The organism is Streptomyces sp. V4I8 (genome assembly GCF_041261225.1).
In the GTDB taxonomy this organism is placed as follows: domain Bacteria; phylum Actinomycetota; class Actinomycetes; order Streptomycetales; family Streptomycetaceae; genus Streptomyces.
This window is the reverse complement of the sequence record NZ_JBGCCN010000001.1, coordinates 8,713,072-8,739,345: the sequence shown is the minus strand read 5'-3', so window position 1 is coordinate 8,739,345 and position 26,274 is coordinate 8,713,072. Positions and strand designations below refer to the sequence as shown.

Here is a 26,274-nt window from a genome sequence, read left to right as displayed (position 1 = left end):
GCCGGTGTCGGGAGAGAGGTGCACAGTGGTGGAAGTCGCCGGTGGTGGACGGCCGAAACGCGGCAAGGTGCTCGTGGTGGGCATGGACGGGCTGCGCTTCGACCTGCTGACCCGCTCGCCCTCCACGGCACCCGTACTGCACGGCCTGATGGCCACGGGCGCCCATGGCACCAGCCTGCTGCCCTACGGCGAGGTGGACGGCCAGGCCGACGAGGGGCCGTCCACCAGCATGGCCTACACCGACTCCGGCCCCGGCTGGTCGAGCGTGCTGACCGGGGTCTGGCCCGACCGGCACGGAGTGACCGGCAACGACTTCCTCGGTGCCGACTACGCCCGCTATCCCGACTTCCTGACGCGCGCCGCCACCGCCCGGCCCGGCCTGCGCACCGCGGCCGCGGTGTCCTGGCCGGCTCTGGTCCGCCGCGGCACACTGGGCCGCGCCATCGGCCGGCGAGTGCGCTACAACGGCGAGTCCCGCGGCTACGAGACCGCGGACCGCCGCGTGGCCCGCACGGTCACACGCTGGCTCACGAGGGGTGACCCGGACGCCGTGTTCGTGTACTTCGGCGCCACCGACGAGGCCGGCCACGCCACGGGCCCCCTCTCCCCCGCCTACGACGACGCTCTCCGTGCCCAGGACACCCACCTCGGGCGGCTGCTGGAGGCGATCGACGCCCGGCGCTCGGACCCCGGGCGCGCCGACGAGCACTGGACCGTGCTGGTCACCACGGACCACGGTCACCTCGACACCGGCGGCCACGGCGGTGACACGCGTGCCGAGCGGGAAGTCTTCGTCATCCTCGCCGAGCCCGGCGGGCCGGACGGCACCCGGCTCGACACGCCCCGCCTCGTCGACATCGCCCCCACCGTCCTGGACCGGCTCGGCATCCCCGTCGACCCCGCCTGGGGTCTGCAAGGCCACCCCCTGCCCCGGCCCACCGCACCGACTTCGGAATGGTCATGACCGACGCACCCCTCGATCCCCTGATCGCCCTGCGCCCCTGGGAGGCACCCGAGGTGACCTCCTGGGGGCGACTCCCCATGAACGCCGTCGACCGGCGCTCCGGAGCACTCCCCCTGGACGGCGACTGGCGCTTCCAGTTGCTGTCCGCTCCGGACGCGCCGGTCGGCGGTGCGTGGTCGGCGGCGCACGTACCCGGCGTCTGGACCCTCCAGGGCGCCGAGGACCTTCCGCAGTACCTCAACATCCGGATGCCGTTCCCCGAGTACCCGCCCCACTCCCCCGCCGCCAACCCGACGGGTGTGTACGAGCGTGAGGTGGACGTGCCCGCCGACTGGGCGGGACGCCGGATCGTGCTCCAGGTCGGGGCGGCCGAGAGCGTGCTGCTGGTGCATGTGGACGGGCGGCCGGTGGGCATCTCCAAGGACTCCCATCTGGCCGCCGAGTTCGATCTGACGGGGGTCGTCCACCCCGGCTCGCCCGCGACCGTGCGGCTCACCGTCGTCAAATGGTCCGACGCCTCCCACATCGAGGACCAGGACCAGTGGTGGCACGGCGGGATCACCCGCTCGGTGCTGCTGTACGCGCGGGACCCCCTGCATCTCGCGGACGTGACCGTGCGGGCCGCGTACAGCGGTGAGCTGCGGGTCGACTGCCGGGTGCGGGACACCGGCGGCGCGCTGCCCGACGGGTGGTACGTCACCGGCGAGCTGGACGGTGAACTCCTCGCCCAGGACGCGGATTTCGACCGGGCCAACGTCGAGGACGAGCGGGTCTCCGACTTCCTCGGCGAGGTACGGCTGCACACCACCGTCCCCGACGTGCGCACCTGGAACGCCGAGACGCCCGAACTGTACGGCCTGACCATCCGCCTGCACCGCGCCGACGGCACGGTCGCCGACACCTCCCGCCACCGGATCGGCTTCCGGGACGTCGAGATCGTCGGCCGGGACCTGCTGGTCAACGGCGAGCGGGTCTTCATCCGGGGCGTGAACCGGCACGACTTCCATCCCCTGACGGGCCGGACGGTGTCGTACGACGACATGCGCGCCGACCTGGTCCTGCTCAAGCGCTTCGGCTTCAACGCGATCCGCACCGCCCACTACCCGAACGACCCGACGCTCTACGACCTCGCCGACGAGCTCGGGTTCTACGTCGTCGACGAGGCGGACATCGAGTCCCACGACCACGCCCACGAGATCGCCGACGACCCGCGCTATCTGAACGCCTTCGTGGACCGGGTCTCACGGATGGTCCTGCGCGACAAGAACCATCCGTCGGTCATCATCTGGTCGCTCGGCAACGAGTCCGACTACGGCGCGGGCCACGACGCCGCGGCGGGCTGGGTACGCCGGCACGACCCGACCCGGCCGATCCAGTACGAGGGAGCGGCCAAACTCGGCTGGGCGGACCCGGGCCTGGCCTCCGACATCGCCTGCCCGATGTATGCCCCGCTGGAGGACTGCGTCGCCCACGCGCTCTCCGGCGAGCAGACCAAGCCGCTCATCCAGTGCGAGTACTCGCACGCCATGGGCAACAGCAACGGCACCCTGGCCGACCACTGGGCTGCCATCGAGGCCACCCCAGGTCTTCAGGGCGGGTTCATCTGGGAGTTCTGGGACCACGGGATTCTGCAACACGTGAGCGACGGAAGACCGGCCGGGCGTGGGGGCGCCGGGCTCTATGACAACGGTGTCGCCGCGCCCGGGTACCGCTGGGCGTACGGCGGTGACTTCGGCGAGACGATCCACGACGGCGCGTTCATCGCGGACGGCGTGGTGTTTCCCGACCGCACGCCCAAGCCGGCGATGTACGAGCACCGGGAGATCGCGGCGCCGGTGCGCATCGACTGCTTCCGGCACGAGGGCGTCGTCCTGACCAACCACCAGCACTTCCGCGGCTTCGACTGGCTGGACGCCGTATGGGAGCTGGCGCTGGCGGACGGGCGCACGCTGACCGCACCGGCCGGGCTTCCCGAGCTGTGCCCGGGCGAGACCGCGGCGGTGCCGCTGCCGTTCGCGCTGCCGGAGGACGGCGGCGAGGCGTGGCTGACACTGCGGGTGACCACGGCGCAGGACCTGCCGTGGGCGCCGCGGGGCACGGAAGTGTGCGTGCCGCAGGTGCTGCTGCGGGCGGCGGAGATGGGGCAGGAAGCCGTCGCGGCGGGTTCCGTGGCGGCCGCCGGTTCGGTCGAGGCGGGTCCGGTCGAGGCGGGTTCGGTCGAGGCGGGTCCGGTCGAGGTCGACGACGAGGGGCTCCTCGTCCATCCGCTGCTGACGGCCGCCCCGGCCCTCTCCCTGTGGCGGGCGCCCACCGACAACGACGAGCTGGGCGGCATGGCGCGGCGCTGGCGGAGCTGGGGGCTCGATGCCCTGGTACGCAAGGTCGTGTCGGTGCGCGAGGACACCGGACGTGTGACGGTGGAGGCCGAGTACGCGGGCGCGGCCGGTGTCGTACGGCACCGGCAGGTGCTCACGCCCGTCGCGGGCGGCGTCCGTGTCGAGGAGGAGGCCGAGCTTCCGGAGGCGTTCGACGACGTGGCGCGCGTCGGCACGGTCTTCGAGACGATCGCCGGGCTCGACCTGCTGGACTGGTTCGGGCAGGGCCCGTGGGAGTCGTACCCCGACCGCGGCGCGGGCGCGCCGGTCGGCCATCACTCCGTCCCCGTCGACGACCTGTTCACCCCTTACCTGCGCCCCCAGGAGAGCGGCGGCCGGCACGGCGTACGGCGGTTCACGCTGTCCGGGCCGGACGCCACCGGCCTCACGGTGGCGCTGGACGAGCCGCGCCAGGTCTCCGTCACCCGCTACCGCGCCGAGGACCTGACCGCCGCCACGCACCACGACGAACTGGTGCCGCGCCCCGGCTGCGTGGTCCACATCGACGCGGCGCACCGAGGCCTCGGCACGGCGTCGTGCGGCCCCGACACCTTCCCCTCGTATCGCGTCGCACCGGGCATCCATCGCTGGAGCTGGACCCTGCGCGTCCTCTGAACACTCTTCCTCTCCCTCTCTTCATGGAGCACCCATGTGTACTTCGCATGCGCACGACCAGGGCGAGGCCGCGCAGGCCGGCGCCGCAAGACGCAGTTTCCTGCGGGCCACGGCGCTGATCGGCGCCGCCACCACCGCTTCGGTCGCGCTGCCGACCGTGGCCGAAGCGGCATCCGCGGACGACTGGCGGCCCGACTCGGACAGCCGTCGCTTCACGCTCGCCGTGATGCCCGACACCCAGTACCTGTTCGACGGGCCGAGCATCGACAAGGCGCCGGTCGAGGCGTCCCTGCGCTATCTGCTGGAGCACGGCCGGAAGGAGAACATCGTCTTCCTGTCCCACCTCGGCGACCTCACCCAGAACGGCACCCAGCCCGAAGTCGCCGCCATCAGCGAGGCGTTCCGGCTCCTGGACCGGCGGGGCGTGGGCTACAGCGTCCTCGCCGGCAACCACGACGTGAAGTCGTCGACGGACGACCAGCGCGGAGCGACGGCGTATCTGGACGCCTTCGGGCCGAAGCGGTTCCAGGGCAAGAAGACGTTCGGGGGTGCCTCCCCCGACGGCTACAACAGTTTCCACCTCTTCAAGGCCGCCGGGCGCGAGTGGATGGTGCTCGCGCTGGACTGGCGGCTGTCGGCGAAGGGCTACGCCTGGGCCAAGGACGTCCTCGCCCGGCATCCGAAGACGCCGGTCGTCCTCACCACCCATGAGCTGGTCGTCGAGGACGACGCGCTGTCGGCGTACGGGCAGCAGCTGTGGGACCAGCTGATCGCGGACCACGACCAGATCTTCCTCACCCTCAACGGGCACTACTGGCCCGCCGCCCGGGCGACCCGCAGGAACGCGGCCGGGAACGACGTGCACCTGCATCTGACGAACTACCAGAACCGCTACTTCGGCGGCGCGGCGATGATCCGCCTGTACCGCTTCGACCTCGACCGGAACGTCATCGACGTGGAGACGGTCTCCCCGTGGATCCTCGGCCGGGCCGCCAAGAGCCTCAACGAGCTGGAGCGGCAGGAGATCGAACTCAGCGGCGACGCCGACCGGTTCAGCGTCGAGATCGACTTCACCGACCGTTTCTCCGGATTCGCCCCGGTGCCCGCACGCCCGGCGCGCCCCGCCTCGCGGCTGCTGATCCCGGGGACGGTGGCGTACTGGCGCTTCGAGAAGCCGGTGGAGGGCACCATGGTCCGTGACCTCTCCGGGCGCGGCAACGACCTCACGCTCGTCACCGTCGGCGACGGCGAGCTGGGCTGGTCCGCCGACCACCACCCCGACCAGCCCGGTCACGGCAGCCTGGAGTTCCAGGGCTTCAAGTCCCCGCTGAAGGGGGCGTATCTGCGGACGGTGGACGGTGCTCCGCTCAACTCGGCGACATTCCGGGACGGTTACACCATCGAGGCGTTCTACCGTCTCCCCGCCGACTGGGACCCCGACCACCACGCCTGGTCCGGCCTGCTGAGCCGCACCGGGACGGGCGGCGCCGCGGGCAAGACCGCCGACGACCCGGACGAGCCGCTCGCCACGCTCTCCCTGTCCAACGACCGGGAGCCGCAGTGGGCGATGCGCCCGCTGAACCAGGAGGGCATCGCCACCAACTGGGCCCAGGAGACCCCGCTGGAGACCTGGTGGCACCTGGCGGTCGTCAACGACGGCGAGCACACCACGATGTACGTCGAGGGCTGCCCGGTGGTCCGCAACCCCAAGGCACGCTCGACCGGCATCACGTCCGTCGGGCTGCCGTGGCTGCTCGGCGGCTACGAGTACGGCGGCAAGATCGACCAGATCCTCCACGGCCGCCTCGGCGACGTCCGGATCGTCGCGCGGGCGCTGCCCGTCAAGTCCTTCATGACCCACTGACGCCCTTCACCGACGCCCTTCACTGACGCCCTTCGAGGATCACCATGACCGAGCAGCAGCTGCCCAGCTGGGCCGACCCGTCCGTCTCCCCTGCCGACCTCGACCAGCAGGGCGTCTCCAGGCGCGGACTCCTGCGCCGCGCGGGCCTGTTCGGTGCCGCCTTCGCGCTGGGCGGAGCGGCCGTGCCCGCGGTGGCGGCACCGGCTTCGGCCGCCTCCGGCCCGCGCCTGGGCGGCGACGCCCCCCGCCTCGCCTACCTCGTGGGCGACCACCACATCCACTCCGTCTACAGTCACGACGCCAAGTACACGTTCTCCCAACTCGCCGCCGCGAGCGCCAAGTACGGCCTGGACTGGATGGTGTTCACCGAGCACTCCAACTTCGGGCACGCCAAGTACGGGGCCGCGCTGGAGCACGAGGAGATCCTCAGGGCCCGTGCCGAGAACCCGCGCCAGCTCATCTTCCAGGGCCTGGAGTGGTACATCCCGGCCGCCGAGCACTGCACGGTCTTCGCGGCGCCCGGCGCGCACGAGGTCGACCTGCTCACGCGGTTCGAGAGCGCCTACGACGGCAAGCTGCTCGGCTACGACAAGGGCGGGGCCGCCGACGCGGACACCGCCCGCAACGAGGCCCACGCGGTCAAGGCCCTCCAGTGGCTGGCCGAGCAGCGCCGCACGGGCTACGTGGACGACGTCCTCGTCCTCGCCAACCACCCGATGCGCCTCGGCATCGACTCCCCGCACGAGATGCGGGCGTGGCGGGACGCGGCCCCCGAGATCATGGTCGGCATGGAGGGCGCCCCCGGCGCCCAGGGCGCGGCCATCCCCGGCTGGCGCGGCGCGACCTCGATCCGCGGCGAGTACGAGAACAAGCCGTCGGCGCAGTCCTGGGCGGGTTACCCGGCGGACGCGTATCTGACGTACGGCGGCTTCGACTGGGCGACCGCGACGGTCGGCGGTCTGTGGGACTCGATGCTGGCGGAGGGCCGCCTGTTCTCGATCACCACGAACTCCGACGCCCACCGCATCGTCTTCGACACCTGGAAGAACGGCGTCTGGCCCGCGGGACAGAACTTCGACACCACCGGCAAGCTCCCCGACCCGGTCGACACCACCACTCCGCAGCCGGGCAGCGACTTCTGGCCGGGCCAGTTCAGCCGCACCCACGTCGGTGTGACCCGCTACGGCTACCGCGCGGTGATGGCGGGCCTGCGCGCGGGCCGGGTCTGGCTCGACCACGGGCATCTGCTCGACGGGCTCGACGTCCGTCTCAAGCGGGACTGCGACCACGGCCGGGGCGTCACCCTGGGCGGCCGGCTGCGGGTGCGCAAGGGCGAGAAGCTCACCCTGAACGTGACGGTCACGACCGCCTCCCGGCCCAACCCCCAGGGAATCCTGCCGGAGTTGGCGCACGTGGACGTCATCCGGGGCGCGGTGCGCGGCCCGGTGACCGACCGGGACACCTGGCAGGCACCCGACACCAAGGTCGTGCGGACGGCGGACGTGAGCGGCCGCAAGGGGACGTACACCCTGCGCATCCCGCTGACCGCCGGAAGCGAGTCCTTCTACGTCCGGCTGCGCGGCAGCGACGGCAACCGCCAGGGCGCGGGCTACCTCGGCGCGTCGGTCGACCCGCACGGGCCGATCCCGCACGCGCCCGGAGACGGTGACCCGTGGGCGGATACATGGTTCTATTCGAACCCGGTGTTCGTCGACGTGGCAGGAGCCTGATGAAGCGTCATCTCCTCATCCCCGGTTGCTTATTGACGGCCCTCGCCCTCGGCACGGGGACGGCGTCCGCCGCCGGTGCCCCGCACTGGGCCGAGACCGGCACGGGGTACACGGACACGCTGGGCGGCGGGCAGGGTCTGGCGAGCCGCGCGGACGGCTCACTGCTGTACCGCGGGCTCGCCTCCATCCCGCCGGCCCTGCGCGTCAAGGGCTGGAACCACGTCGGCGACCCGGACATCGCACGGGGCCATGTCTTCGACGCCTATCAGGGCCCGGACACGGCCACGTCCAAGATGTTCGCGGTGACGACCCCGGCCGGGAAGCGCTACGAGTACGTCCACCGACTCAACCCGGGCGAGAAGCTGAACAACTCCTTCGCCACCGTCTCGCCCGACGGGCAGTGGCTGGTGTCGGGCGAGTGGGGAGAGCAGCGAAGACTCCAGGTGTTCCCCGCCCCCCTGCTGAACCCGTCCACACCCCAGTCCGGGGGTGACCTGAAGGAGGCCTGGCAGATCACCCTGGACAAGCCCGTCCGCGACATCCAGGGCTGCGACTTCGTGACGGACACCCGCCTGGTGTGCGCCTCGAACGACGCCTCGGGAACGCTCTTCCCGGAGATCCGCCCCCTCCTCCAGGTCGACCTGCCGCGCAAGGTGGACGGTCAGCCGGTGACGGGCGCGGTGGAGAGCCTGTTCGCGCTGCCCCAACGCAGCGTGTGCACGGGCACGTTCGGCACGTTCGAGACGGAGGGCGTCGACTACGACGTGAACAGCGACACCCTGCGCGCCCAGATGATCCCGCCCGGGGTGTGCGCGGCGGCGACCGCCGTGTACTCGTACCAGCAGATCACGGGCTGATTCGAACCTCCTCCCGGTCCCTGGGCTGCCGGAAGCCGGAAACACCCGCACATCGGGATGATCTGGAGCACGATGGGGAATGGCCGTTGCACGACCACACGGCATGCCGCAGCGGGCGGGGGCTTGGAAGGGGACCGTGCATGCTCAAAGACGTGTACACGGGGGACGGGCGCCGATTAGCCGTCGAGATCAGCGGAGATCCCGGCGGCTCACCGGTGTTCCTGCTGCACGGCACGCCCGGCAGCCGGCTCGGCCCCGCACCCCGGCCGATGCTGCTCTACCACCAGCGAGTCCGGCTCATCACCTACGACCGCCCCGGCTACGGCCCCTCCGACCGCCTCCCCGGACGTCAGGTCGCCCATGTCTCCGGCGATGTCGCCGCCATCGCGGACGCCCTCGGCGTCGAGCGCTTCGCCGTGGTCGGCCGCTCCGGCGGCGGCCCGCACGCTCTCGCCTGCGCCGCCCTGTTGCCGGACCGGGTGACCCGGGCCGCCGTCCTGGTCAGCCTCGCCCCGCGGGACGCGGACGGGCTGGACTGGTTCGCGGGGATGACGGCCTCCAACGTACCGCGGCGAGTACAACGGCACGAACACCCGGCAGCGGGCCAGCGAGTCGCCGAGCTCACTGCTCCAGATCTGCCCGACGCGCATCGATCCGTCCATGAATCCCGGCGCGCCCGGATGCGCCGTCATGTTCCTGATGTGTTCGCAGAGTTGTTCGAAGAGGCGGTGGACCCACAGATCCGGGTTGGTCGCTCCGGATCCGTCCTGTGGCATTCGGGCGTAACTGAGAAAGAAATAGGGGGCGGTGGCGTCCCCCCATGGTTCCGTCGGCTCCACGCGATCCCCCGATCCCGTCCCCCGCACCCCCTTGCCCGGCCCCGCGGGGGTGGACACTCAGTGCAGGAACCCCGCAGCGATTTGTGACGGGTCCGTGAAAAGGCAGCGGGGTCGATTTCCCGCCAGCCAGGCGGTGGCGAAGTCCACGGCCGCATCGAGCGGGAAGAGCCTGGCGTGCGTGTTGCCGACGCGCCCGCCGCGGACGACCGGGTCGGCACGGGCGGCGTCACCCTTCTCGAAGTCGGCGCCCAGCACACCGAAATCACTGTCGTCCAGTTCGATGTCCTCGTACGACAGCCAGTGGCCCGCCCCGTCGCGCAGGACGACGCAGCGATACGTTCGCCGGGGCGGATCAGGGACCCGGTACTCGGCGAGGTGGAAGGCGCTGCACACCTCGAAGCCGACGCCCAGGAGCAGCACTTGGGCCCCGGCCTGGTACAGCCGGTTCAGTGGAGAGCGCTCACCCAGGTGGCAGTTCTCGTCGTGCACGGCCAGCAGTTCCGGGGCCCGGCCGCCCACGGCGGCGAACGAGGTCTGCGGGTGCGAGCTGCGTACCCGCCCGTCGGCTCGCCGAACGGCCTCGGCCAGCCGCCCCATCCCTTCGGAGGGCGTCTTGTCCGGATCGAAGGGCGGCATCTGGCGGTGCAGTGCCCGGATTTGATCGGTCGTCATGTTCCGGGTGCGGTCCCGGTACGCGGGTGAGGTGTCGGAGTTGCCCGCGGTGAACGTCGGGACGACGAGCGTGCCCCGGGGGCCGAGGACGGAGCGCAGGGCGGCCAGGGTGACGTCGGCTCCGGCGCCGACCCGCCGCAGGGAGGCGTGGGCCAGCACGGTGGCTCCGGGCCGCAGGCCCAGTGCCACGAGGTCCTCGGCGAGCGAGGGGGCTGCGGTCACAGACTCCGCCCGATGCCCTCGACGAACCGCCGGCCGAGCGCGGTCAGCGAGCCGACCGCCGACAGCTCGGCCCACTGGGCGCGCGTGCGGCGGGCCGCCTCGGTGTCGTGCCGTAGAGCGTCGGTCGCGGCGCGCGCGTAGGTGTCGCCGAGCAGCGCCCCGGTGCGGGCGTCCGACTCGTCGTACAGGTCGCACGCGTCGAGCAGGGCGTCCAGCACATCGAGCCGGAAGCCGCGCACGAGGTCCACGGCGACGCGTTCCGGGGCGGCGTCGAGACGGACGCCCAGTGCGCCGAATCCGCCGCCGGGTACGAAGTGTTCGGGATCCGGCGGAGCGGCGAGCGGAGTGATCACGCGCAGGCCCTCCGTCATCCCGGAGGCGACGGCCGGCAAGGTCTTGCGGATCAACGCCCAGGCGTGTGGCAGCACATGACGCCAGAGGTCGGTCTCCCCCTGCGTCAGCCGTCCGCCGACCGCAGTGCGGAAGCAGTCGCGATGGGGGTCTGCGTCGTCCAGAACGATGTCCAGCCCGTCACCGCGGACCCGGTGCAGCGGTTCCCAGTCCGGACCTTGGAGGTGATGTTCCGTCAACTCGACTACGGAGCACGGAAGATGGACGCGTACGCTGCCCAGGCCCGGAAGATACGCGACGCCGTCACGCACCGGCACCGACGCCTTCTCTCCGACCCGCACCGGCAGGGCCAGGGCGGCCACGAGGGAGGCCAGATGAGCGGGCGAGGCGGCTTCGTCCAGGCAGCGCACGGCCCAGGTGCGGGTGTAGGGGTGCGCCAGGAGCGGTTCGAGCAGGGCACCGTCGCGTCGCCCCAGGTCGAGGGCCAGCTGCCAGGATCGCTCCCACAGCTCGCCCGCGCTCGGCCCGATCTCCTCGCGTACGGCGGTCAGCAGCTCACGGGTGATGTCCTGGCGGATCCGCGCCAACTGCCGTACTCCGACGCCTTCGTCGCTGCCGTCGGCGAGCGCGTCGAAGCCCTCGACCGGACGGGTCGCGCTCACGCCGGTCCGGGCGTCGATCGACTGGATCAGTTCCTTGAGGTCCGCGCAGTAGACCGACGGGTTGTCGAATCCGGTGCCGTCGGACCGGTACCGGTGGGCGAACAGTCCGCCGCCGCAGGAACGCACCACGGGGCAGGAACGGCACTCGGCGCACAGGCCGTCCAGGCCGTGCTGCCGGGCGGTGATGCCGGGGTGGCGGGCCACCTCGTCGAGGGTGTGCCGGAAGACGTCCTTGCCGGTGACCGGTGCCCCGTCGTAGGCAGTCTTCAGCGAGTCCGCCTGCTCGTAGGTGCCGTCGGTCTCGACGACGACGACATCGGCGGCTTCCAGGCCCATCGCCTCGGTGAGGCCGGGACCACCGCCGAGGGTGCTGACGACCGAGTCGAACAGCCGCACCGGCATCGGGCACCCCCGCTCGCTCCAGCGGCGATGGACGGCGAGGAGCCAGTCGGCATACCGGGTTTCGGCGCCGTCGGGCCGCAGGGGCGGGGCGTCCCAGGTGGCGTGGGGCAGGAGGAAGTCGACGCGCGGGGGCCGCAGGGCGGCCAGGGCGTCGTGCACGGCCACGGGGTCGTCGCGCACGTCGATGGTGCACAGGATGCCGGCGTACAGGTGGCGGTAGCGGTCCTGGTCGAGCAGGGCGATGGCCCGGAGGACCTTGTCGTAGCTGCTGCGGCCGTTGGCGAAGAGCCGGTGTCGGTCGTTGGCGACCCGGTCCCCGTCGAGGGAGACGCCGACCCGGACGCCGTACTCGGCGAAGAGGTCGAGGTGGCGCTCGCCGAGCTGAACGGCGTTGGTATGGATGCGCAGATCGAGGGCGCAGACGCCGTACAGCGCGAGGGTCAGCGCCTCACAGACGGCCCGTAGGCGTGCCGGACCGGCGAGCAGCGGCTCGCCTCCGTGCAGAATGACCTGTACGGAGGCGAGCTGGTGCTTCTTGGCATGCTCCGCCAGCCGGAGGGCGGTCCAGGAGATCGTTTCCTGTGAGATCACTCTGGGTCGCGAGCTCCAGCTCTGGTCGGCGTGCTCGTAGACGTAGCAGTGCCGGCAGGCGAGATCGCATCTGCTGTGCACTTTCAGCACGAGCTGCCGCAGCGGGGCGGTCGGACCGGTCATGACGGAGTATACGGTTGTCCTCAGATGGACGACTGGAAGGTGACCCCTGCCCCCTTGCGCGTCTGCGAGGACGAGCGGGCGCGACGTACGCCTCGGACGCTCTTCGGGTCGTGCGGAGCGTCGAGACGCGGCGCGGCGGTGTGAGCTTCGGCGGCCGACGGCCGCACCTCGGTGGGGTGAAGACGAGTGAGTGGACACTCTGGCAGCACGGTACAGCGGCGGGGTCGTCAGTACCCGCTGACGACCAAACTATGCCTCCGTCCGAGGGATATCGGTACCGTTTCGGGGTAACGAAACACCTCAGCTGTAGAAGCGCGACAGGCTCGTCAGTACGGCCGCCGGCTTCGCCCCGCCCTCGATCTCGATGGTGCCTTCCACAGCGATCTGTACGCCGCCCGGCACCTCCTCCACCTCCGCCAGATTACCGACGAGCCGTATCCGCGACCCGACTTTCACCGGAGACGGGAAACGCACCTTGTTCAGGCCGTAGTTGACCTTCGTCGTCACACCCTGCACATCCAACAGCTCGGTGAACAGAGGGATGAAGAGGGAGAGCGTCAGATATCCATGGGCGATGGGCGCGCCGAACGGCCCCTCGGCCGCCTTCTCCGGGTCCACGTGGATCCACTGGTGGTCGCCCGTGGCGTCGGCGAACGTGTTGATGCGGTCCTGGGTGATCTCGATCCACTCGCTGGTGCCGAGGTCGCTGCCCGCGAGCTTCTTCAGTTCGTCGAGGCCGTTCACGGTGATGCTCATGGGGTTCCTTAACTGTTGCCGTACCGGGTACGGACACGGGACTTGAGGAGTTTTCCCGAGGCGGTGCGCGGGAGTTCGTCCGCGAGGACCACCGACTTGGGGATCTTGTACCTGGCGAGGCGTCCGGCGAGGGACGCGAGGATCGCGTCGGGGTCCGGTGCGGCTCCCTCGCGGGGGACGACGACCGCGCGCGGCACCTCGCCCCACTTGTCGTCGGGCACGCCGATGACCGCGCACTCGACGATGTCCGGGTGGGCGAGGAGCAGGTCCTCGATCTCGGCGGGGTAGATGTTCTCGCCGCCGGAAATGATCATGTCCTTGATGCGGTCGACGATGAAGACATAGCCGTCCTCGTCGATCCGGGCCGCGTCCCCGCTGCGGAACCAGCCGTCCGCGAAGGACGCGGCCGTCTCCTCGGGCAGTCCCCAGTAGCCGGGCATGACGTGCGGGCCGCGGAGTACGACCTCGCCGGTCTCGCCGACGTCGACCGGCGCCATGTCCGGCCGTACGACCCGTACGTCGCTGAAGAAGTGCGGTACGCCCGCCGAACCGGCCTTGCTCACCGCGTGTTCGGCGTCCAGGAACAGGGTGCCGGGCGCGGCCTCCGTCATGCCGTAGCCCTGAAGGAACGTCAGATTCCGTTCCTGGTAGGCGGCGATGAGCGGGGTCGGGACCGGGGAGCCGCCGCACGTCAGGATGCGGAGGGAGGACAGGTCGGCGCCGGGCCAGCGGGGGTGGCGGGCGATCTGGTCGAACATGGTCGGCACGCCGAACATGAAGGTGATCCGGTGCCGTTCGATCAGGTCGAAGGTGGCGTCCGGGTCGAAGGCCTCGACCAGGACACAGGTGCCGCCCTTGAGCAGGACCGGGAGCGTCAGCATGTTCAGACCGGCCGTGTGGAACAACGGGGCCGAGACCAGGGCGCGTTCGTCGGCGGTCAGGTCGGTGTCGACGAGGACGTTGAGCGCGTTCCAGGTGAGGTTGCCGTGGGTGAGCATCGCGCCCTTGGGGCGGCCCGTCGTCCCCGAGGTGTACATGATGATGCAGGTGTCGTCCGGGGTGACCGGCGTGTCGATGGGCTCCTCGGAGGCGGAGGCGAGCGCCGCGTCGTACTCGGCGCCCACTTCGACGTAGGTACGGACGTCCGTGCTGCCCGGCAGTCCGGCTACCAGTCCGGCGTGCGACGGGCCGTAGAGGAGGGCCTTGGCGCCGGAGTCGGCGAGTTGGTAGGCGATCTCCGGGCCGGCCAGACGGGTGTTGAGCGGGACGAAGACCGCGCCGAGCGTGCCGGCCGCGAACAGGGTCTCCAGGTAGGAGGGGTGGTTCGGGCCGAGGTAGGCGATGCGGTCGCCGCGGCGCACGCCCCTCTCGCGCAGGGCGTGGGCGAGGCGGGTCGTGCGGGTGTGCAGGGTGCGGTAGTCGATGGACGTCTCGCCGTGGATCAGGGCGGTGCGGTGCGGGGTCTTGCGGGCCCGGCGTGCGGGCCATGACCCCAGTCCCTCGTTGCGCATGTCACGCCCCTTACGGTTTCGTCAGCCCGAGCAGCCGGGCGGCGTTCTCCTTGAGGATCTTCGGCTTGACCTCGTCCTTGATCGACAGCTTCTCGAAGTCGGCGAGCCAGCGGTCGGGGGTGAGGACGGGGAAGTCGGAGCCGAAGAGGACCTTGTCCTTCAGCAGGGTGTTGGCGTACTGCACCAGCTGCGGCGGAAAGTACTTCGGCGACCAGCCGGACAGGTCGATGTGCACGCCCGGCTTGTGCGTGGCGACGGCGAGGGCCTCGTCCTGCCAGGGGAAGGACGGGTGCGCCAGGATGATCTTCAAGTGCGGGAAGTCGGCCGCCACGTCGTCGACGTGGAGGGGGTTCGAGTACTTCAGCCGGATGCCGCCCCCGCCGGGGACTCCGGCGCCGATGCCCGTCTGGCCCGTGTGGAAGAGGGCGATGGTGCCCGTCTCCTCGATCACCTCGAAGAGGTCGTACGCCACCGAGCGGTCGTTGGGGAAGAAGCCCTGGATGCTGGGGTGGAACTTGAAGCCCTTCACCCCGTACTCCTCGACCAGGCGGCGGGCCTGCTTCACGCCCGCCTTGCCGCGGAAGGGGTCGATCGAGGCGAAGGGGATGAGGACGTCCGCGTTGGCGGCCGCGGCCTCCGCGACCTCCTCGTTCGGGACGGGCGCGGTGCCGGTGGCGGACTCGGCGTCCACCGTGAAGATCACGGCGGCCATCTTCCGCTCGCGGTAGTACGCGGCGGTCTCCTCCAGGGTCGGCTTCCGCTTGCCCTCGACCTTGAAGTAGGCGGAGGAGGCGTCGTGCAGGTCGTCGTCCAGGGAGGAGTGACCCTTGGAGGACACCTCCGCGTGGGTGTGGACGTCGATCGCGACGAGGTCGTCGACATTCATGGACAGGTCCATCACGCCTCCGGGAACTTGGGCGCCGGGATGCCGACCGACTGGAGTTCGGCGCCGACCGAGGTGGACCAGACGTCGGCCAGGGTGTCGGGGGTCCAGCCGCCGTCGGCGTAGGCCGCCGCGATCTCCTGCGGATGCGACCAGAGTGCCACCTTGTCGCCGCCGACGCCGATGCACTGACCGGTCACGCCCCGGGCCGCCTCGGACGCGAGGAAGGGGACGAGGGCCGCGCAGTCCTCGGGGGTGCCGAAGCCCTCGCCCTTGCGCAGGAAGTCGGGCAGCGGCTCGCCGTTCTTCATCGCCTCGATGTACGGGGCGAAAGCGGGGATGGTCTCGGTCATGGCGGTCGCGGCGACCGGCACGATCGCGTTGACGGTGATGTTCGCGCGGCCCAGCTCCATCGACCAGGTGCGGGCGAAGGCGGCGATGCCTGCCTTGGCGGCGGCGTAGTTCGTCTGGCCGAAGTTGCCGCGCTGGCCGGCCGGGGAGCCGACCAGGACGAGGGTGCCGCCCTCGCCCTGCTCGCGCATGCGGACGGCGGCGGCGCGGGCACAGGTGAAGGTGCCCTTGAGGTGGGTGGTGATCACCGCGTCGAAGTCGTCGTCGGTCATCTTCCACAGGACCTTGTCGCGCAGGATGCCCGCGTTGGTCACCAGGATGTCGAGCCGCCCGAACTCCTCGACCGCTCGGTTGACCAGGCGCTCCGCAGCCTCGGTCGTGCCGACCGGGACGACCTCGGCGACGGCGGTGCCGCCGGCCTCGGTGATGGACTTCACGGCCGCCTCGGCCACGGCCTCGTCGACGTCGTTGACGACCACGGAGGCGCCGTGCGCGGCCAGGGCGTGGGCGTAGGCGAGGCCGAGGCCCCGGCCGCTGCCGGTGACGACGGCGGCCTTGCCGGTGAGATCGATGCTGGGCACGGGAGGGGTCCCTTCGACGTGGGGTGCGGCTACGAGATCGAAGTTAAGAGCAATAATTGTTGTCGTCAATAGTTGTTGGCGACCTTCGGGTGCGTCATGCTGGAATCTGCACAGAGGAACCCCCGACACCGGGGGCCGAGACCAGGGAGCCCGCCATCGCCCGCCAGCCCGCCACGAACCCGGCACCCGTCGACGCGAACGAACCGTGGATGCGCGGACTGCACGCGGACACGGGTTACCTGCTGTACCGCATGGGCCTGCGCTCGGGTCAGCTGTTCAACACGTTCCTGCAGGAGTCGGGGGTGCGCCTGCGCCACTACGCGGTGCTGCGGTTCCTCGCCACGTCTTCGGGCGCGCTCCAGCGCGAGCTGAGCGCGTCGCTCGGCTACGACCCGAGCGCGATCGTCGGCCTGGTCGACGACCTGGAGAAGCTGGGCTTCGCCGAGCGGCGCCCCTCCCCCGACGACCGCCGCAGCCGGATCATCGTCCTGACCGAGGGCGGCCGGGCGTTCCTGCGGGACACCGACGAGGCCGGGCAGCGCGTCACCAACGACCTCCTCCAGCCCCTCGACCCCGCCGAGCGCGAGCAGCTCCACTCGCTGCTGCAGCGCGTCACCGAGTCCGGACTGGGGTGACGGGGCGATGAGGTGACGAGGGGATGAGGTGCCTATGACCCCCGACATCGTGCCGTCCGTGCCGCAGCCTGTGCCGTCCGGGCCGTCTGGTTCGTCCGCGCCGGCCAGAGCGACGCGCTCCGCTCCCGACCGGCTGCTGTCCGTGCTCGGCGCCTTCGACCTCGAACACCCGGCGCTGTGTCTGACGGACATCAGCCGGCGGGCCGGGCTGAGCCTGAGCACCGCGCACCGGCTCGTGAACGCTCTCACCGAGTGGGGCGCCCTGGAGCGGGACGACTCCGGCCAGTACCACGTCGGGCTACGGCTTTGGGAGCTCGCGGCACTGGCGCCGCGCGGGCTGGCGCTGCGGCAGCTCGCGCTGCCGTATCTGGAGGACCTGTACGAAGCGACGCACGAGAACGTGCAGTTGGCGGTCCGGGACGGGGCCGAGGTGGTCTATATCGAGTGGCTGTCGGGACGCTCCGCGGTGGGCGTGCACATCCGGGTCGGGGCGCGCTGGCCGCTGCACGCCACCGGGGTCGGGCTCGCGCTGCTCGCGCACGGCGACCCCGAGTTCCAGGACGAGTACTGCGCCGGGCCGCTCGCCTCCTTCACGCCGTACACCGTCACCGAACCGGCCCGGCTGCGCCGCATGCTGGCCGACGTACGCCGCACGGGGGTGGCGGTGAGCAGCCGCCAGGTCACCGACGACGCGCTCTCGGTGGCCGCCCCGGTACGCGGTCCGGGCGGGTCGGTCGTCGCCGCCGTCTCCGTCGTCGTGCCCCAGGCCGACGCGCAAGTCCCGGTACTGGTGCCGGCGGTGCGGCTCGCCGCGCGCGGGATCTCGCGGGGGCTGGGCTGGCATCCGGACAAGGGGGCGTAGGCACCGTACGCCGGCCCTGCGCCCGTCCAACCCGCACACCCTCATCCCTGAAGCCACCTCATCACCGGCCCCAAGACCCTGCGACGCCCGAACCAATCCACAGCCCAGGCGAGCAGACGGCTGCCGCCGTGATCCCTCGCAAGGGCCGGAGGGACAGCCGGACTAGCACACAGACGCCGCGTGACGCCCCCTCGCCACGCCCGACCAACCCGCGCCACACCCGCTACAGCCGCACGGTCATCTCCACGATCACCTCGTCACCGGCCCCAAGACCCCGCGGCACCCGCACCGCCTTCTTGAGCGGCAGCAGGTAGCCGCCGTCCTTGGGGAAGAGGGAGGTCTCGAAGGTGGCTTCGCCGATCCTCGCCTGGACCGGGATCACGCCCCAGCCGTACGTGGCCATCGCGGCGACCTCACGGATGTCGGCGGATTCCTGGTCGGGCACGCTGACGAAGTAGTACGGCGCCGGTCCGCGCCATTCGATCACCCGGCCGGTGAAGGCGAGTTCCATACGGTCGGGGCCTCTTCTCTCTTCCGGTGTCTCACCAGAATCTCAGGCTGTGATGCCGGGATTCAAAGGAACAACCCAGGAAAAAGCTGCACGATGCAGGCGTACCGCAGCAGAAATCTCCGGAAGGCGCGGTGTGGGGGTCCCGCACATATCGAGCCCGTCCGAACGGCAGCCGGAGAGGTGGTCCCGGCGCGGTGTGCTCGCCGTGCTCGGAGTGGTGCCCGCAGCCGTACTGAGCGGGTGCAGTGGGGCGGCGGACGCCTCCGAGGGGGCGAGGACGACGGCGTCCGCGGCAGCCGAGCCGACCATCACGGTCACCCCCGCCGACGGCACCACGAAGGCCGCCTTCACCAGCCCCGTCGAGGTCACCGTCACCGACGGCACACTCGTCCGTGAAGGTCAGACCACGTCCGGCACCTTCGTCCACGGCAACTACTGGGCGTCTACCTCGGCGTTCGGCAACGAGAACACCAGCCACGGCTGTGTAGGCCTGCATGACGCGAAGGGCGCGAGCGACACATCGGTCGACGGCTACAGGTTCTACGAGAGTTCGATGCTCGGGGACGTGGTCGTCGTCCAGAACTCGGGCGAGGAGACCGTCGATCCGGCCAACGGGCTCAACGGCTGGAACCTGTCGTGGGCCCAGTGGAGGGCGGGCAGCGCGGTCTAGCCCCGGACTTCGCGGGTCACCGTTTCAGGTCTGTGGCCAGCGGGTTTGTCCGATGTCGGTGTCGAGTAGGTCGAGGAGGTGGAGTTGGACGCCGCGGGTGATCTGGACGGTGGGCGGGTCGGTGATGTTGCCGATGCGCAGGGTGAGTTCGCCGAGGTGGTAGAAGACCATGCGGCCGGTGGGGCGGACCCGGCGGTTGTCGGGGTAGAGGCCGCTCATGGTCTGCTCGGGGCCGAGCGCGCGTCTGACCTGCCGTTCGATCAGGCAGAAGACGAGCAGGGCCAGGCAGATGACCTGGATCAGGGCGGCAACGCGCCGGTTGTGCTGCACGAAGACCGGCGCGACCGCGAGCGGGCCCTTGAAGTCGTGGTATCTGCGCTCGACCGCGCCCTGGCCCTTGTAGTGGATCAGAGTCTGCCCAGCGTCCGCCTGGTCGGCGGGGACAGACGTCAGCAGTGCGTACCAGCCGTCGACCACGGCTTCCGCCTTCAGCACGCCGGTGTCGAAGTGCCAGGCCAGGACCGGGGTGCCGTCCTCGTTATCGGTGACGGTCCAGCGCAGACAAGAGGTGACACGGCGCTTGGCGGCGATGACACCGATTCGGGCGACGATCTTCTCCCGGGTCTTGTAGTGGCGTCCGCCGGCCGCAGCGGTGAGCTTGTTCAGGTCCTGGGCGGCCTTGGCCAGGCGTTTGTCCCGGGCTGCTTGCTGGCCGGCGGCGTTCGCGGTGGAGTGGACCAGGATCCGTCGCACGGTGAGCACAGGATCGCTCTTGCGGGGCCCGGTCAGGGTGTGGGTGTCCTCCAGCACGCGGTAGGTCTCGCGCCGCTCGGCGGGCTTGCCCGCCTCCCGGTTGGGCGTCCAGTCCACGATGGTGGCCTGCGCGGGATCGAGAGCGGCATAGACCTCGTCCTTGACCTGCGCGGCCGGGGCCGGGGCGATGAACTGGACCCCGGCCGCCAGCAGGGCACGGACGTTGGAGTAGGACACCAGCTTGGAGTCGGCGACCATCAGGAAGTCGCGTTCACCGGCCATGGCCCGCAGGTCCTTCATCGCGCCGACGACCTGGCTGACCTCGGCCGCACCACCGCCGAAGACCCGGGCATGGAGCGGGATGCCGCCGTCGGCCGACACCGCGAGCCCGGCCTGGACCTGCTTCAGATCGAAGCGCCGGTCCTTGGGATGCCCGTAGCCAATGACGGGGAAGTCCTCCTCCTGACCCTCGACCGGGAAGGCCCCGTGCACGGACATGCTGGTCATGTCCCAGTGCATCCGGGCCACATCGATCCCGAACTCACCGATCGCCCGCGCCCCGACCGTGCCCGCGATGTGCTCCAGCTGCGGAGCGATCGCATCCAGTGCCCGGGCCAGACGATCATCGTTGAGCAGAGCGGGCTCGATCCCGAAGACCTCTTCCACTGCCCAGCACCTGGCCCAGTCCTCCACCCGCACCAACGGCGCGGGCGACGTCAGCCGGTTGGCCACCAACGCCTCGATCACCTGCCCGTGCGTCACCAGCGCACTCGCGCCACCAGGACACACCTCGTCGACGATCCCGGCGACATCCAGCCGACGCAGAAACTCGGCAGCGACAGGCAGAGCGCCCAGACGCTTCTCCACCACGGACGTCACCGCCACTTCAAGACGCTGACGCTGAGACCGTGGCCGCGGGGACCGGGAAGTCATCGACACACCCCACCCAACGCCACACCCCCGGCCCAGGACACCCCGGACCGGTCACACCATACGAATCAACGACCCGCGAAGTACGGGTCTAGCACATGTACGCATTCACAGGGTGAACTCCCCTGTACTGGAAGGGTTTTCTCTGCTTCACCTCTTGACGACCGGAGGGACGGGGAGCACATTGGCGACACTTTGAGAGCGCTCTCAAAGCCAAAGGTCCCCGCACCTCCACCCCGTACACCGAGAGGCAGCACCCCCATGAGTGAACCCTCCGGCATACACCGCAGACACCGCTCCCTCAGGCGGACGCTCGTCGCCCTGCTCGGCACCCTCGGCCTGGCCGCGGCCGCCGCCACCGTCGCCGTCCCGTCCGCGAACGCCTCCGCGCCCACGCCGCCGTCGGGCTGGACGCAGGTCTTCCTGGACGACTTCAACGGCGCCGCCGGCACCGGCGTGAACACCTCCAACTGGCAGTACGCGACCGGCAAGGGCTACCCCGGCGGTCCCGCCAACTGGGGCACCGGCGAGATCGAGACGATGACGAACAGCACCGAGAACGTCGCGCTCGACGGCAGCGGCAACCTCCGCATCACCCCGCGCCGGGACGCCTCCGGCAACTGGACCTCCGGCCGCGTCGAGACCAACCGCACCGACTTCCAGCCCCCGGCGGGCGGCAAGCTCCGCGTGGAGGCCCGCATCCAGGTGCCGAACGTGACCGGGGCCGCCGCCAAGGGGTACTGGCCGGCGTTCTGGATGCTGGGCGCGCCCTACCGCGGCGACTACTGGAACTGGCCCAGCGTCGGCGAGCTGGACATCATGGAGAACACGCAGGGCATGAACACCGTGTTCGCCACCATGCACTGCGGCACCTCACCGGGCGGGCCCTGCAACGAGACCAGCGGCATCGGCGGCAACACCACCTGCTCCGGCACCACCTGCCAGGCGGGCTTCCACACCTACCGGATGGAGTGGGACCGCTCGACGAGCCCCGAGGAGATCCGCTTCTACCTCGACGGCACCAACTTCCACACCGTGCGCGCCCACCAGGTCGACGCGACGACCTGGGCGAACGCCACGAACCACGGCTTCTTCATCATCCTCAACGTGGCCATGGGCGGCGGCTTCCCGGACGCCTTCGGAGGCGGCCCGGACAGCGGAACACAGCCCGGGCACGCCATGGTCGTCGACTACGTCCAGGTGCTGTCGGCCAGTGGGAGCGGCACCACGCCCCCGCCGACGGGCAACCGTGACGCCTACAGCGCCATCCAGGCCGAGTCGTACGACAGCCAGAGCGGCGTGAGCGCCGAGACCACCTCCGACTCGGGCGGCGGACAGAACATCGGCGCCGTGGCGAACGGCGACTGGGCGCTGTACAAGGGCGTCAGCTTCGGTTCCACGGCGGCCACCCAGTTCGTGGCCCGGGTGGCGAGCGGTGCGGCGGGCGGCGTCAGCGGCCTGGTCGAGGTGCGCCTGGACAGTCGCAGCAACGCACCGGTCGGCAGCTTCTCGGTGGGCAACACCGGCGGGTGGCAGTCGTGGCGGACGATCCCGGCGAACATCAGCGGTGTCACCGGCACGCACGACGTCTACCTCACCTTCACCAGCGGCCAGCCTTCGGACTTCGTGAACGTGAACTGGTTCAACTTCGGCCGCTGACAGGTGCGTTGCACTACGGCCCCCGCCTTGTCGATGCCCCGCGAGACCCCACCGGCCCGCGGGGCACCGTCATGGCCACCGCCGTGCTCAACGTCGCCGCCGTAGCATCCGGACGACTTTCGGGAGGGCGGCTCCGAGAACCAGCGCGGCGAGCGGAAGCGCGACGTCGGTCCAGTTGCGGCGGATGGGCCGGTACGTCGCGACGCCGTTGCTGATCTCGATGTAGCCGACCGGCCTGGCATCCGCCCCTCCCCCACCGCCCCCGCCCTCACGGGCCCCGGCCTCACCGCCCAGCCCGGCTCCGCCGCCCAGCCCGAAGGCGACCCTGGCGACCGGGATGACGGTGACACCGTCAGCGGTGACGGGTTCGCCGTAGACAGCGGTGACCGAGGCACTGGCACCGAGTCTGTCGGCCAGGTGTTCCAGGAGGGCGTCCGCGGCATGCGTCGCGGCAACCTCCGTGTCCGGCAACGGCACGGCGTCGGAGATCTCTTCGCGGTCGGTCATTCAGCACTCGTAGACAAGCAAGCCGGCCTTGTCAAGAAGACCCGCCGAGGCCAGGACAGACTGGAGGGATCGCTGGACGGGTGTGCGCGGACCCCCAGAACAGACCAGCCCACGGCCCGACAACCCCTGGGGGCGCGGGGCGGTATCGATATGCGGCTCCGCCGCGTGGGCGCGACCAGCCACAACGAACCCGCAGCCAACCAACAACCCCCCCGCCCCACCCAGCGGAGCGTCACCGCATCTCCGCCCGGAACCCCGCCGGCGTCACCTCCGTGTGCTGATGGAAGAACTTGGAGAAGTTCGCGGCATCCGGAAACCCCACCGCCGCCCCCACCCGCCCGATCGGCATGTCCGTGTGGGCCAGCAGCCGCTTGGCCTCCAGGATCACGCGCCGGTCGATGAACCCCTTGGGGGTCTGCCCCGTGGCGGCGCGGACCGCGCGGACGAGGGTCCGACGGGAGTAACCGAGCTGGTCGGCATACGCGCTGACGCTGTGGTTGGTGGCGAAGCCCTGCTCGACCGCGTCCCGGAAGAGGGTGAAGGTCGTGTCGGCCTGGCGGCGCTCGGCCTCCGCCGAGCTCGCCGCGAGGTGGGCCAGGCGCAGCAGGAACGCCGTCAGGGAGTGGCGCAGGACGGCGGTGTGCAGGCTCAGGGGCAGGGTCGTCGTGTCCTCGTACTCGCGTTGGAGCTGGGCCAGCGCCGAACGCAGAGCGGTAAGCCGGGCCTCGTCGGGGTGGTGCAGGGGCGGAAGGTCGTAGCGATAGAGCCCGGTCGCCTCCACCGTGGCGCGGGGCAGGAAGCCTGGCTGCATGGTCAGGACGGTGCCCCGGTAGGCGCCCGTCCCCGAGAAACGGTGAACCTGACCCGGCCGAATCCACAACACGTCGCCCGCGTTCGGCTCGTACTCGGCGAAGTCGATCATGTGGCGTACGGGACCGTCGTCGAAGAGCATCACGATGTGGAAGTCGATGCGGTGCACGCGCTCCAGTGGCGCGTCGGCGGCGTGCCAAGTGCGCCCCGCGCCCATCTGGCCGACCTGCATGCCGACGCCGAGGACGCTCAGATCGACCGGGAACGGGAACGTCCGTATCCCGTTGCCGCCTTCAGCCTTCACGTCCGTCATATCCGCCATGTCCGTCTCGTGCCGTCTCACTCGTGCGCGCCCCACGCTCAGCCGTGCACAGCGCTCCTCGCGGTGTCCCACTTTCACCACAGCGTGACACACGCCGACCTTCCCCAGTAAAAGTCAGACTTTTACTTTTGAACGCGTTGGACCAGCCACTTCGCTGCGATCGAGGATTTTTTGAAGATGAGCACGCAGACACCGGACAGCTTCGAATGGACCGAACTCGACCGGCGTGCCGTCGACACGGCCCGCCTCCTGGCGGCCGATGCCGTACAGAAGGTCGGGAACGGCCACCCGGGCACCGCGATGAGCCTCGCCCCGGCCGCCTACACGATCTTTCAGAAGGTGATGCGGCACGATCCGGCCGACCCCGAGTGGACCGGCCGTGACCGCTTCGTCCTCTCCCCCGGCCACACCTCGCTGACCCTCTACACCCAGCTCTTCCTCGCCGGGTACGAGCTGGAGCTCGACGACCTCAAGGCGTTCCGGACCCAGGGTTCGAAGACGCCGGGTCACCCCGAGTACGGGCACACCGCGGGTGTGGAGACCACCACCGGTCCGCTGGGGCAGGGTGTCGCCAACGCCGTCGGCATGGCGATGGCCGCCCGTTACGAGCGCGGCCTGTTCGACCCCGAGGCTCCGGAGGGCGAGTCCCCCTTCGATCACACCATCTGGGCGATCGTCTCCGACGGCGACCTGCAGGAGGGCGTCTCCGCCGAGGCCTCCTCCCTCGCCGGCCACCAGAAGCTCGGCAACCTGGTCTTCCTCTACGACGACAACCACATCTCCATCGAGGGCGACACGGCGACGGCCTTCTCCGAGGACGTGCTGAAGCGCTACGAGGCATACGGCTGGCACGTGCAGCGGATCGAGCCCGCGCTGGGCGGCGACATCGACGTCCGCGCGCTGTACACGGCGCTGAAGGCCGCGCAGGCCGAGACCGAGCGCCCCTCGATCATCGCGATGCGCACGATCATCGCCTGGCCCGCTCCGAACGCGCAGAACACCGAGGCCTCCCACGGCTCCGCCCTCGGCGCCGACGAGATCGCCGCCACCAAGCGCATCCTCGGCTTCGCCCCGGAGCGGACCTTCGAGGTCGCCGACGAGGTCCTCGCCCACTCCCGCCGCGCCCTCGACCGGGGCGCCGAGGCGCACGCGGCCTGGGACAAGCAGCTCGGCACATGGCGTGCCGCCAACCCCGAGCGGGCCCAGTTGTTCGACCGGATCGTCGCCGGACAGCTGCCCGAGGGCTGGGAGGACTCCCTGCCGGTCTTCGAGGAGGGCAAGTCGGTCGCCACCCGTGCCGCCTCCGGCAAGGTGCTCCAGGCGCTCGGCGCGGTCGTCCCGGAGCTGTGGGGGGGCTCGGCCGACCTGGCGGGCTCCAACAACACCACCATCGACAAGGCGAGTTCGTTCCTGCCGACGGGCAACCCGCTGCCCGAGGCCGACCCGTACGGCCGCACCATCCACTTCGGCATCCGCGAGTTCTCGATGGCCGCGGAGATGAACGGCATCGCCCTGCACGGCAACACCCGCATCTACGGGGGCACGTTCCTGGTGTTCTCCGACTACATGCGCAACGCGGTCCGCATGTCCGCCCTGATGCAGTTGCCGGTGACGTACGTCTGGACGCACGACTCCATCGGTCTCGGCGAGGACGGTCCGACCCACCAGCCGGTCGAGCACCTGGCCTCGCTGCGCGCGATCCCGGGCCTGAACGTCGTCCGTCCCGCCGACGCCAACGAGACCGCGGTCGCCTGGGCCGAGATCCTCAAGCGGCACTCCACCGGCCCGGCCCCGCACGGCCTCGCGCTCACGCGCCAGGGTGTGCCGACGCTCCCGGTCAACGCCGATGTGGCGAAGGGCGGTTACGTCCTCCAGGAGTCCTCCGGCGAGACGCCCGAGGTGATTCTCATCGCCACCGGTTCCGAGGTCCAGCTCGCCGTAGCCGCGCGGGAGCGGTTGGAGGCCGACGGGATCGGTACCCGGGTGGTGTCGATGCCGTCCGTGGAGTGGTTCGAGGAGCAGCCGCGCGAGTACCGCGAGAGTGTCCTGCCGCCGGCCGTGAAGGCGCGGGTCGCCGTCGAGGCCGGGATCGGACTCACCTGGTACCGGTTCGTCGGAGACGCGGGACGCATCGTCTCCCTGGAGCACTTCGGTGCCTCCGCCGACGCCGGGACCCTGTTCGCCGAGTACGGCTTCACCCCCGAGAACGTCGCCGCCACGGCCCGCGAATCGCTGGCCGCCGCCCGCGGTTGATCCGAACGCCAGA

At 70.7% G+C, this 26,274-nt stretch carries 21 protein-coding genes; 11 read left to right on the top strand and 10 right to left on the bottom strand.

What is annotated here, in order from left to right; genetic code table 11:
* The first annotated feature begins 28 nt into the window (after positions 1–28).
* The 6 genes from ABIE67_RS39745 to ABIE67_RS39720 all read left to right on the top strand — a co-directional run bounded on the left by ABIE67_RS39745 (position 29) and on the right by ABIE67_RS39720 (position 9,331).
* Positions 29–964, top strand: a complete 936-nt coding sequence (locus ABIE67_RS39745) for an alkaline phosphatase family protein (protein ID WP_370266419.1) — start codon at positions 29–31, stop codon at positions 962–964.
* Positions 961–3,954: a glycoside hydrolase family 2 TIM barrel-domain containing protein gene (locus ABIE67_RS39740; RefSeq protein ID WP_370266418.1), complete on the top strand. Its 2,994-nt coding sequence runs from the start codon at positions 961–963 to the stop codon at positions 3,952–3,954. The genes ABIE67_RS39745 and ABIE67_RS39740 overlap by 4 nt, the downstream gene beginning before the upstream one ends.
* Before the next feature lie 34 nt (positions 3,955–3,988).
* Positions 3,989–5,818, top strand: coding sequence for a LamG-like jellyroll fold domain-containing protein (locus ABIE67_RS39735; protein ID WP_370266417.1), 1,830 nt, complete (start codon positions 3,989–3,991; stop codon positions 5,816–5,818).
* A 44-nt stretch (positions 5,819–5,862) separates the two neighbouring features.
* Positions 5,863–7,548, top strand: a complete 1,686-nt coding sequence (locus tag ABIE67_RS39730) for a PHP domain-containing protein (protein WP_370266416.1) — start codon at positions 5,863–5,865, stop codon at positions 7,546–7,548.
* Positions 7,548–8,405, top strand: a complete 858-nt coding sequence (locus ABIE67_RS39725) for a hypothetical protein (RefSeq protein ID WP_370266415.1) — start codon at positions 7,548–7,550, stop codon at positions 8,403–8,405. Before ABIE67_RS39730 ends, ABIE67_RS39725 begins: the two co-directional genes overlap by 1 nt.
* Before the next feature lie 140 nt (positions 8,406–8,545).
* On the top strand, positions 8,546–9,331 hold the full coding sequence (locus tag ABIE67_RS39720) for an alpha/beta fold hydrolase (protein WP_370266414.1): 786 nt from the start codon (positions 8,546–8,548) through the stop codon (positions 9,329–9,331).
* On the opposite strand, the gene ABIE67_RS39715 is transcribed toward ABIE67_RS39720, so the two are convergent.
* From ABIE67_RS39715 to ABIE67_RS39690, 6 genes are all read right to left on the bottom strand, one after another.
* Complete coding sequence (locus ABIE67_RS39715; RefSeq protein WP_370266413.1) at positions 9,302–10,138, bottom strand: aminoglycoside N(3)-acetyltransferase; 837 nt, start codon at positions 10,136–10,138, stop codon at positions 9,302–9,304. The genes ABIE67_RS39720 and ABIE67_RS39715 overlap by 30 nt on opposite strands.
* A complete protein-coding gene (locus ABIE67_RS39710; protein WP_370266412.1) occupies positions 10,135–12,267 on the bottom strand; it encodes an FxsB family cyclophane-forming radical SAM/SPASM peptide maturase in 2,133 nt (710 codons plus the stop codon). Before ABIE67_RS39710 ends, ABIE67_RS39715 begins: the two co-directional genes overlap by 4 nt.
* A 300-nt stretch (positions 12,268–12,567) precedes the next feature.
* Entirely contained in the window at positions 12,568–13,023 is a 456-nt protein-coding gene (locus ABIE67_RS39705; protein ID WP_370266411.1) for a MaoC family dehydratase, read from the bottom strand.
* Between the two features lie 8 nt (positions 13,024–13,031).
* Positions 13,032–14,534 (bottom strand): long-chain fatty acid--CoA ligase, encoded by a 1,503-nt coding sequence (locus ABIE67_RS39700; protein ID WP_370266410.1) that lies wholly within the window; start codon positions 14,532–14,534, stop codon positions 13,032–13,034.
* A 10-nt stretch (positions 14,535–14,544) separates the two neighbouring features.
* On the bottom strand, positions 14,545–15,420 hold the full coding sequence (locus ABIE67_RS39695; RefSeq protein WP_370266409.1) for an amidohydrolase family protein: 876 nt from the start codon (positions 15,418–15,420) through the stop codon (positions 14,545–14,547).
* Positions 15,421–15,431: 11 nt separating this feature from the next.
* A complete protein-coding gene (locus ABIE67_RS39690) occupies positions 15,432–16,349 on the bottom strand; it encodes an SDR family NAD(P)-dependent oxidoreductase (RefSeq protein WP_370266408.1) in 918 nt (305 codons plus the stop codon).
* Positions 16,350–16,558: 209 nt separating this feature from the next.
* On the opposite strand from ABIE67_RS39690, the gene ABIE67_RS39685 reads away from it, so the two are divergent.
* Both ABIE67_RS39685 and ABIE67_RS39680 read left to right on the top strand, forming a co-directional pair.
* The gene (locus tag ABIE67_RS39685; RefSeq protein WP_370266407.1) at positions 16,559–16,984 is read left to right on the top strand and encodes a MarR family winged helix-turn-helix transcriptional regulator; all 426 of its coding nucleotides are present in this window, start codon (positions 16,559–16,561) and stop codon (positions 16,982–16,984) included.
* 28 nt (positions 16,985–17,012) lie between these two features.
* Positions 17,013–17,846: an IclR family transcriptional regulator gene (locus tag ABIE67_RS39680; protein ID WP_370266406.1), complete on the top strand. Its 834-nt coding sequence runs from the start codon at positions 17,013–17,015 to the stop codon at positions 17,844–17,846.
* A gap of 223 nt (positions 17,847–18,069) precedes the next feature.
* On the opposite strand, the gene ABIE67_RS39675 is transcribed toward ABIE67_RS39680, so the two are convergent.
* A complete protein-coding gene (locus ABIE67_RS39675; protein ID WP_370266405.1) occupies positions 18,070–18,357 on the bottom strand; it encodes a DUF1905 domain-containing protein in 288 nt (95 codons plus the stop codon).
* A 196-nt stretch (positions 18,358–18,553) separates the two neighbouring features.
* On the opposite strand from ABIE67_RS39675, the gene ABIE67_RS39670 reads away from it, so the two are divergent.
* Positions 18,554–19,027, top strand: a complete 474-nt coding sequence (locus ABIE67_RS39670) for a hypothetical protein (RefSeq protein ID WP_370266404.1) — start codon at positions 18,554–18,556, stop codon at positions 19,025–19,027.
* A 24-nt stretch (positions 19,028–19,051) separates the two neighbouring features.
* On the opposite strand, the gene ABIE67_RS39665 is transcribed toward ABIE67_RS39670, so the two are convergent.
* Positions 19,052–20,665, bottom strand: a complete 1,614-nt coding sequence (locus ABIE67_RS39665) for an IS1634 family transposase (protein WP_370251876.1) — start codon at positions 20,663–20,665, stop codon at positions 19,052–19,054.
* Positions 20,666–20,971: 306 nt separating this feature from the next.
* Here ABIE67_RS39665 and ABIE67_RS39660 point away from each other — a divergent pair, with 306 nt between their 5' ends.
* Positions 20,972–22,369, top strand: coding sequence for a glycoside hydrolase family 16 protein (locus tag ABIE67_RS39660; RefSeq protein ID WP_370266403.1), 1,398 nt, complete (start codon positions 20,972–20,974; stop codon positions 22,367–22,369).
* Between the two features lie 87 nt (positions 22,370–22,456).
* Here ABIE67_RS39660 and ABIE67_RS39655 read toward each other — a convergent pair whose 3' ends face one another.
* Positions 22,457–22,876, bottom strand: coding sequence for a spore germination protein GerW family protein (locus ABIE67_RS39655; protein ID WP_370266402.1), 420 nt, complete (start codon positions 22,874–22,876; stop codon positions 22,457–22,459).
* 232 nt (positions 22,877–23,108) lie between these two features.
* The gene (locus ABIE67_RS39650; protein WP_370266401.1) at positions 23,109–23,999 is read right to left on the bottom strand and encodes a helix-turn-helix domain-containing protein; all 891 of its coding nucleotides are present in this window, start codon (positions 23,997–23,999) and stop codon (positions 23,109–23,111) included.
* Positions 24,000–24,185: 186 nt separating this feature from the next.
* On the opposite strand from ABIE67_RS39650, the gene tkt reads away from it, so the two are divergent.
* Positions 24,186–26,261, top strand: coding sequence for a transketolase (gene tkt / locus ABIE67_RS39645; RefSeq protein WP_370266400.1), 2,076 nt, complete (start codon positions 24,186–24,188; stop codon positions 26,259–26,261).
* The last annotated feature ends 13 nt before the right edge of the window (positions 26,262–26,274 follow it).

Bases quoted from the DNA above. Each gene is read 5' to 3' on its own strand.
- ABIE67_RS39655 (WP_370266402.1), bottom strand. From the start codon at position 22,876: ATGACCGACCGCGAAGAGATCTCCGACGCCGTGCCGTTGCCGGACACG.
- ABIE67_RS39710 (WP_370266412.1), bottom strand. From the start codon at position 12,267: ATGACCGGTCCGACCGCCCCGCTGCGGCAGCTCGTGCTGAAAGTGCAC.
- ABIE67_RS39720 (WP_370266414.1), top strand. From the start codon at position 8,546: ATGCTCAAAGACGTGTACACGGGGGACGGGCGCCGATTAGCCGTCGAG.
- ABIE67_RS39660 (WP_370266403.1), top strand. From the start codon at position 20,972: ATGAGTGAACCCTCCGGCATACACCGCAGACACCGCTCCCTCAGGCGG.
- ABIE67_RS39675 (WP_370266405.1), bottom strand. From the start codon at position 18,357: ATGGAACTCGCCTTCACCGGCCGGGTGATCGAATGGCGCGGACCGGCG.
- tkt (WP_370266400.1), top strand. From the start codon at position 24,186: ATGAGCACGCAGACACCGGACAGCTTCGAATGGACCGAACTCGACCGG.
- ABIE67_RS39730 (WP_370266416.1), top strand. From the start codon at position 5,863: ATGACCGAGCAGCAGCTGCCCAGCTGGGCCGACCCGTCCGTCTCCCCT.
- ABIE67_RS39740 (WP_370266418.1), top strand. From the start codon at position 961: ATGACCGACGCACCCCTCGATCCCCTGATCGCCCTGCGCCCCTGGGAG.
- ABIE67_RS39650 (WP_370266401.1), bottom strand. From the start codon at position 23,999: ATGACGGACGTGAAGGCTGAAGGCGGCAACGGGATACGGACGTTCCCG.
- ABIE67_RS39700 (WP_370266410.1), bottom strand. From the start codon at position 14,534: ATGCGCAACGAGGGACTGGGGTCATGGCCCGCACGCCGGGCCCGCAAG.
- ABIE67_RS39735 (WP_370266417.1), top strand. From the start codon at position 3,989: ATGTGTACTTCGCATGCGCACGACCAGGGCGAGGCCGCGCAGGCCGGC.
- ABIE67_RS39705 (WP_370266411.1), bottom strand. From the start codon at position 13,023: ATGAGCATCACCGTGAACGGCCTCGACGAACTGAAGAAGCTCGCGGGC.
- ABIE67_RS39685 (WP_370266407.1), top strand. From the start codon at position 16,559: ATGCGCGGACTGCACGCGGACACGGGTTACCTGCTGTACCGCATGGGC.
- ABIE67_RS39695 (WP_370266409.1), bottom strand. From the start codon at position 15,420: ATGAATGTCGACGACCTCGTCGCGATCGACGTCCACACCCACGCGGAG.
- ABIE67_RS39725 (WP_370266415.1), top strand. From the start codon at position 7,548: ATGAAGCGTCATCTCCTCATCCCCGGTTGCTTATTGACGGCCCTCGCC.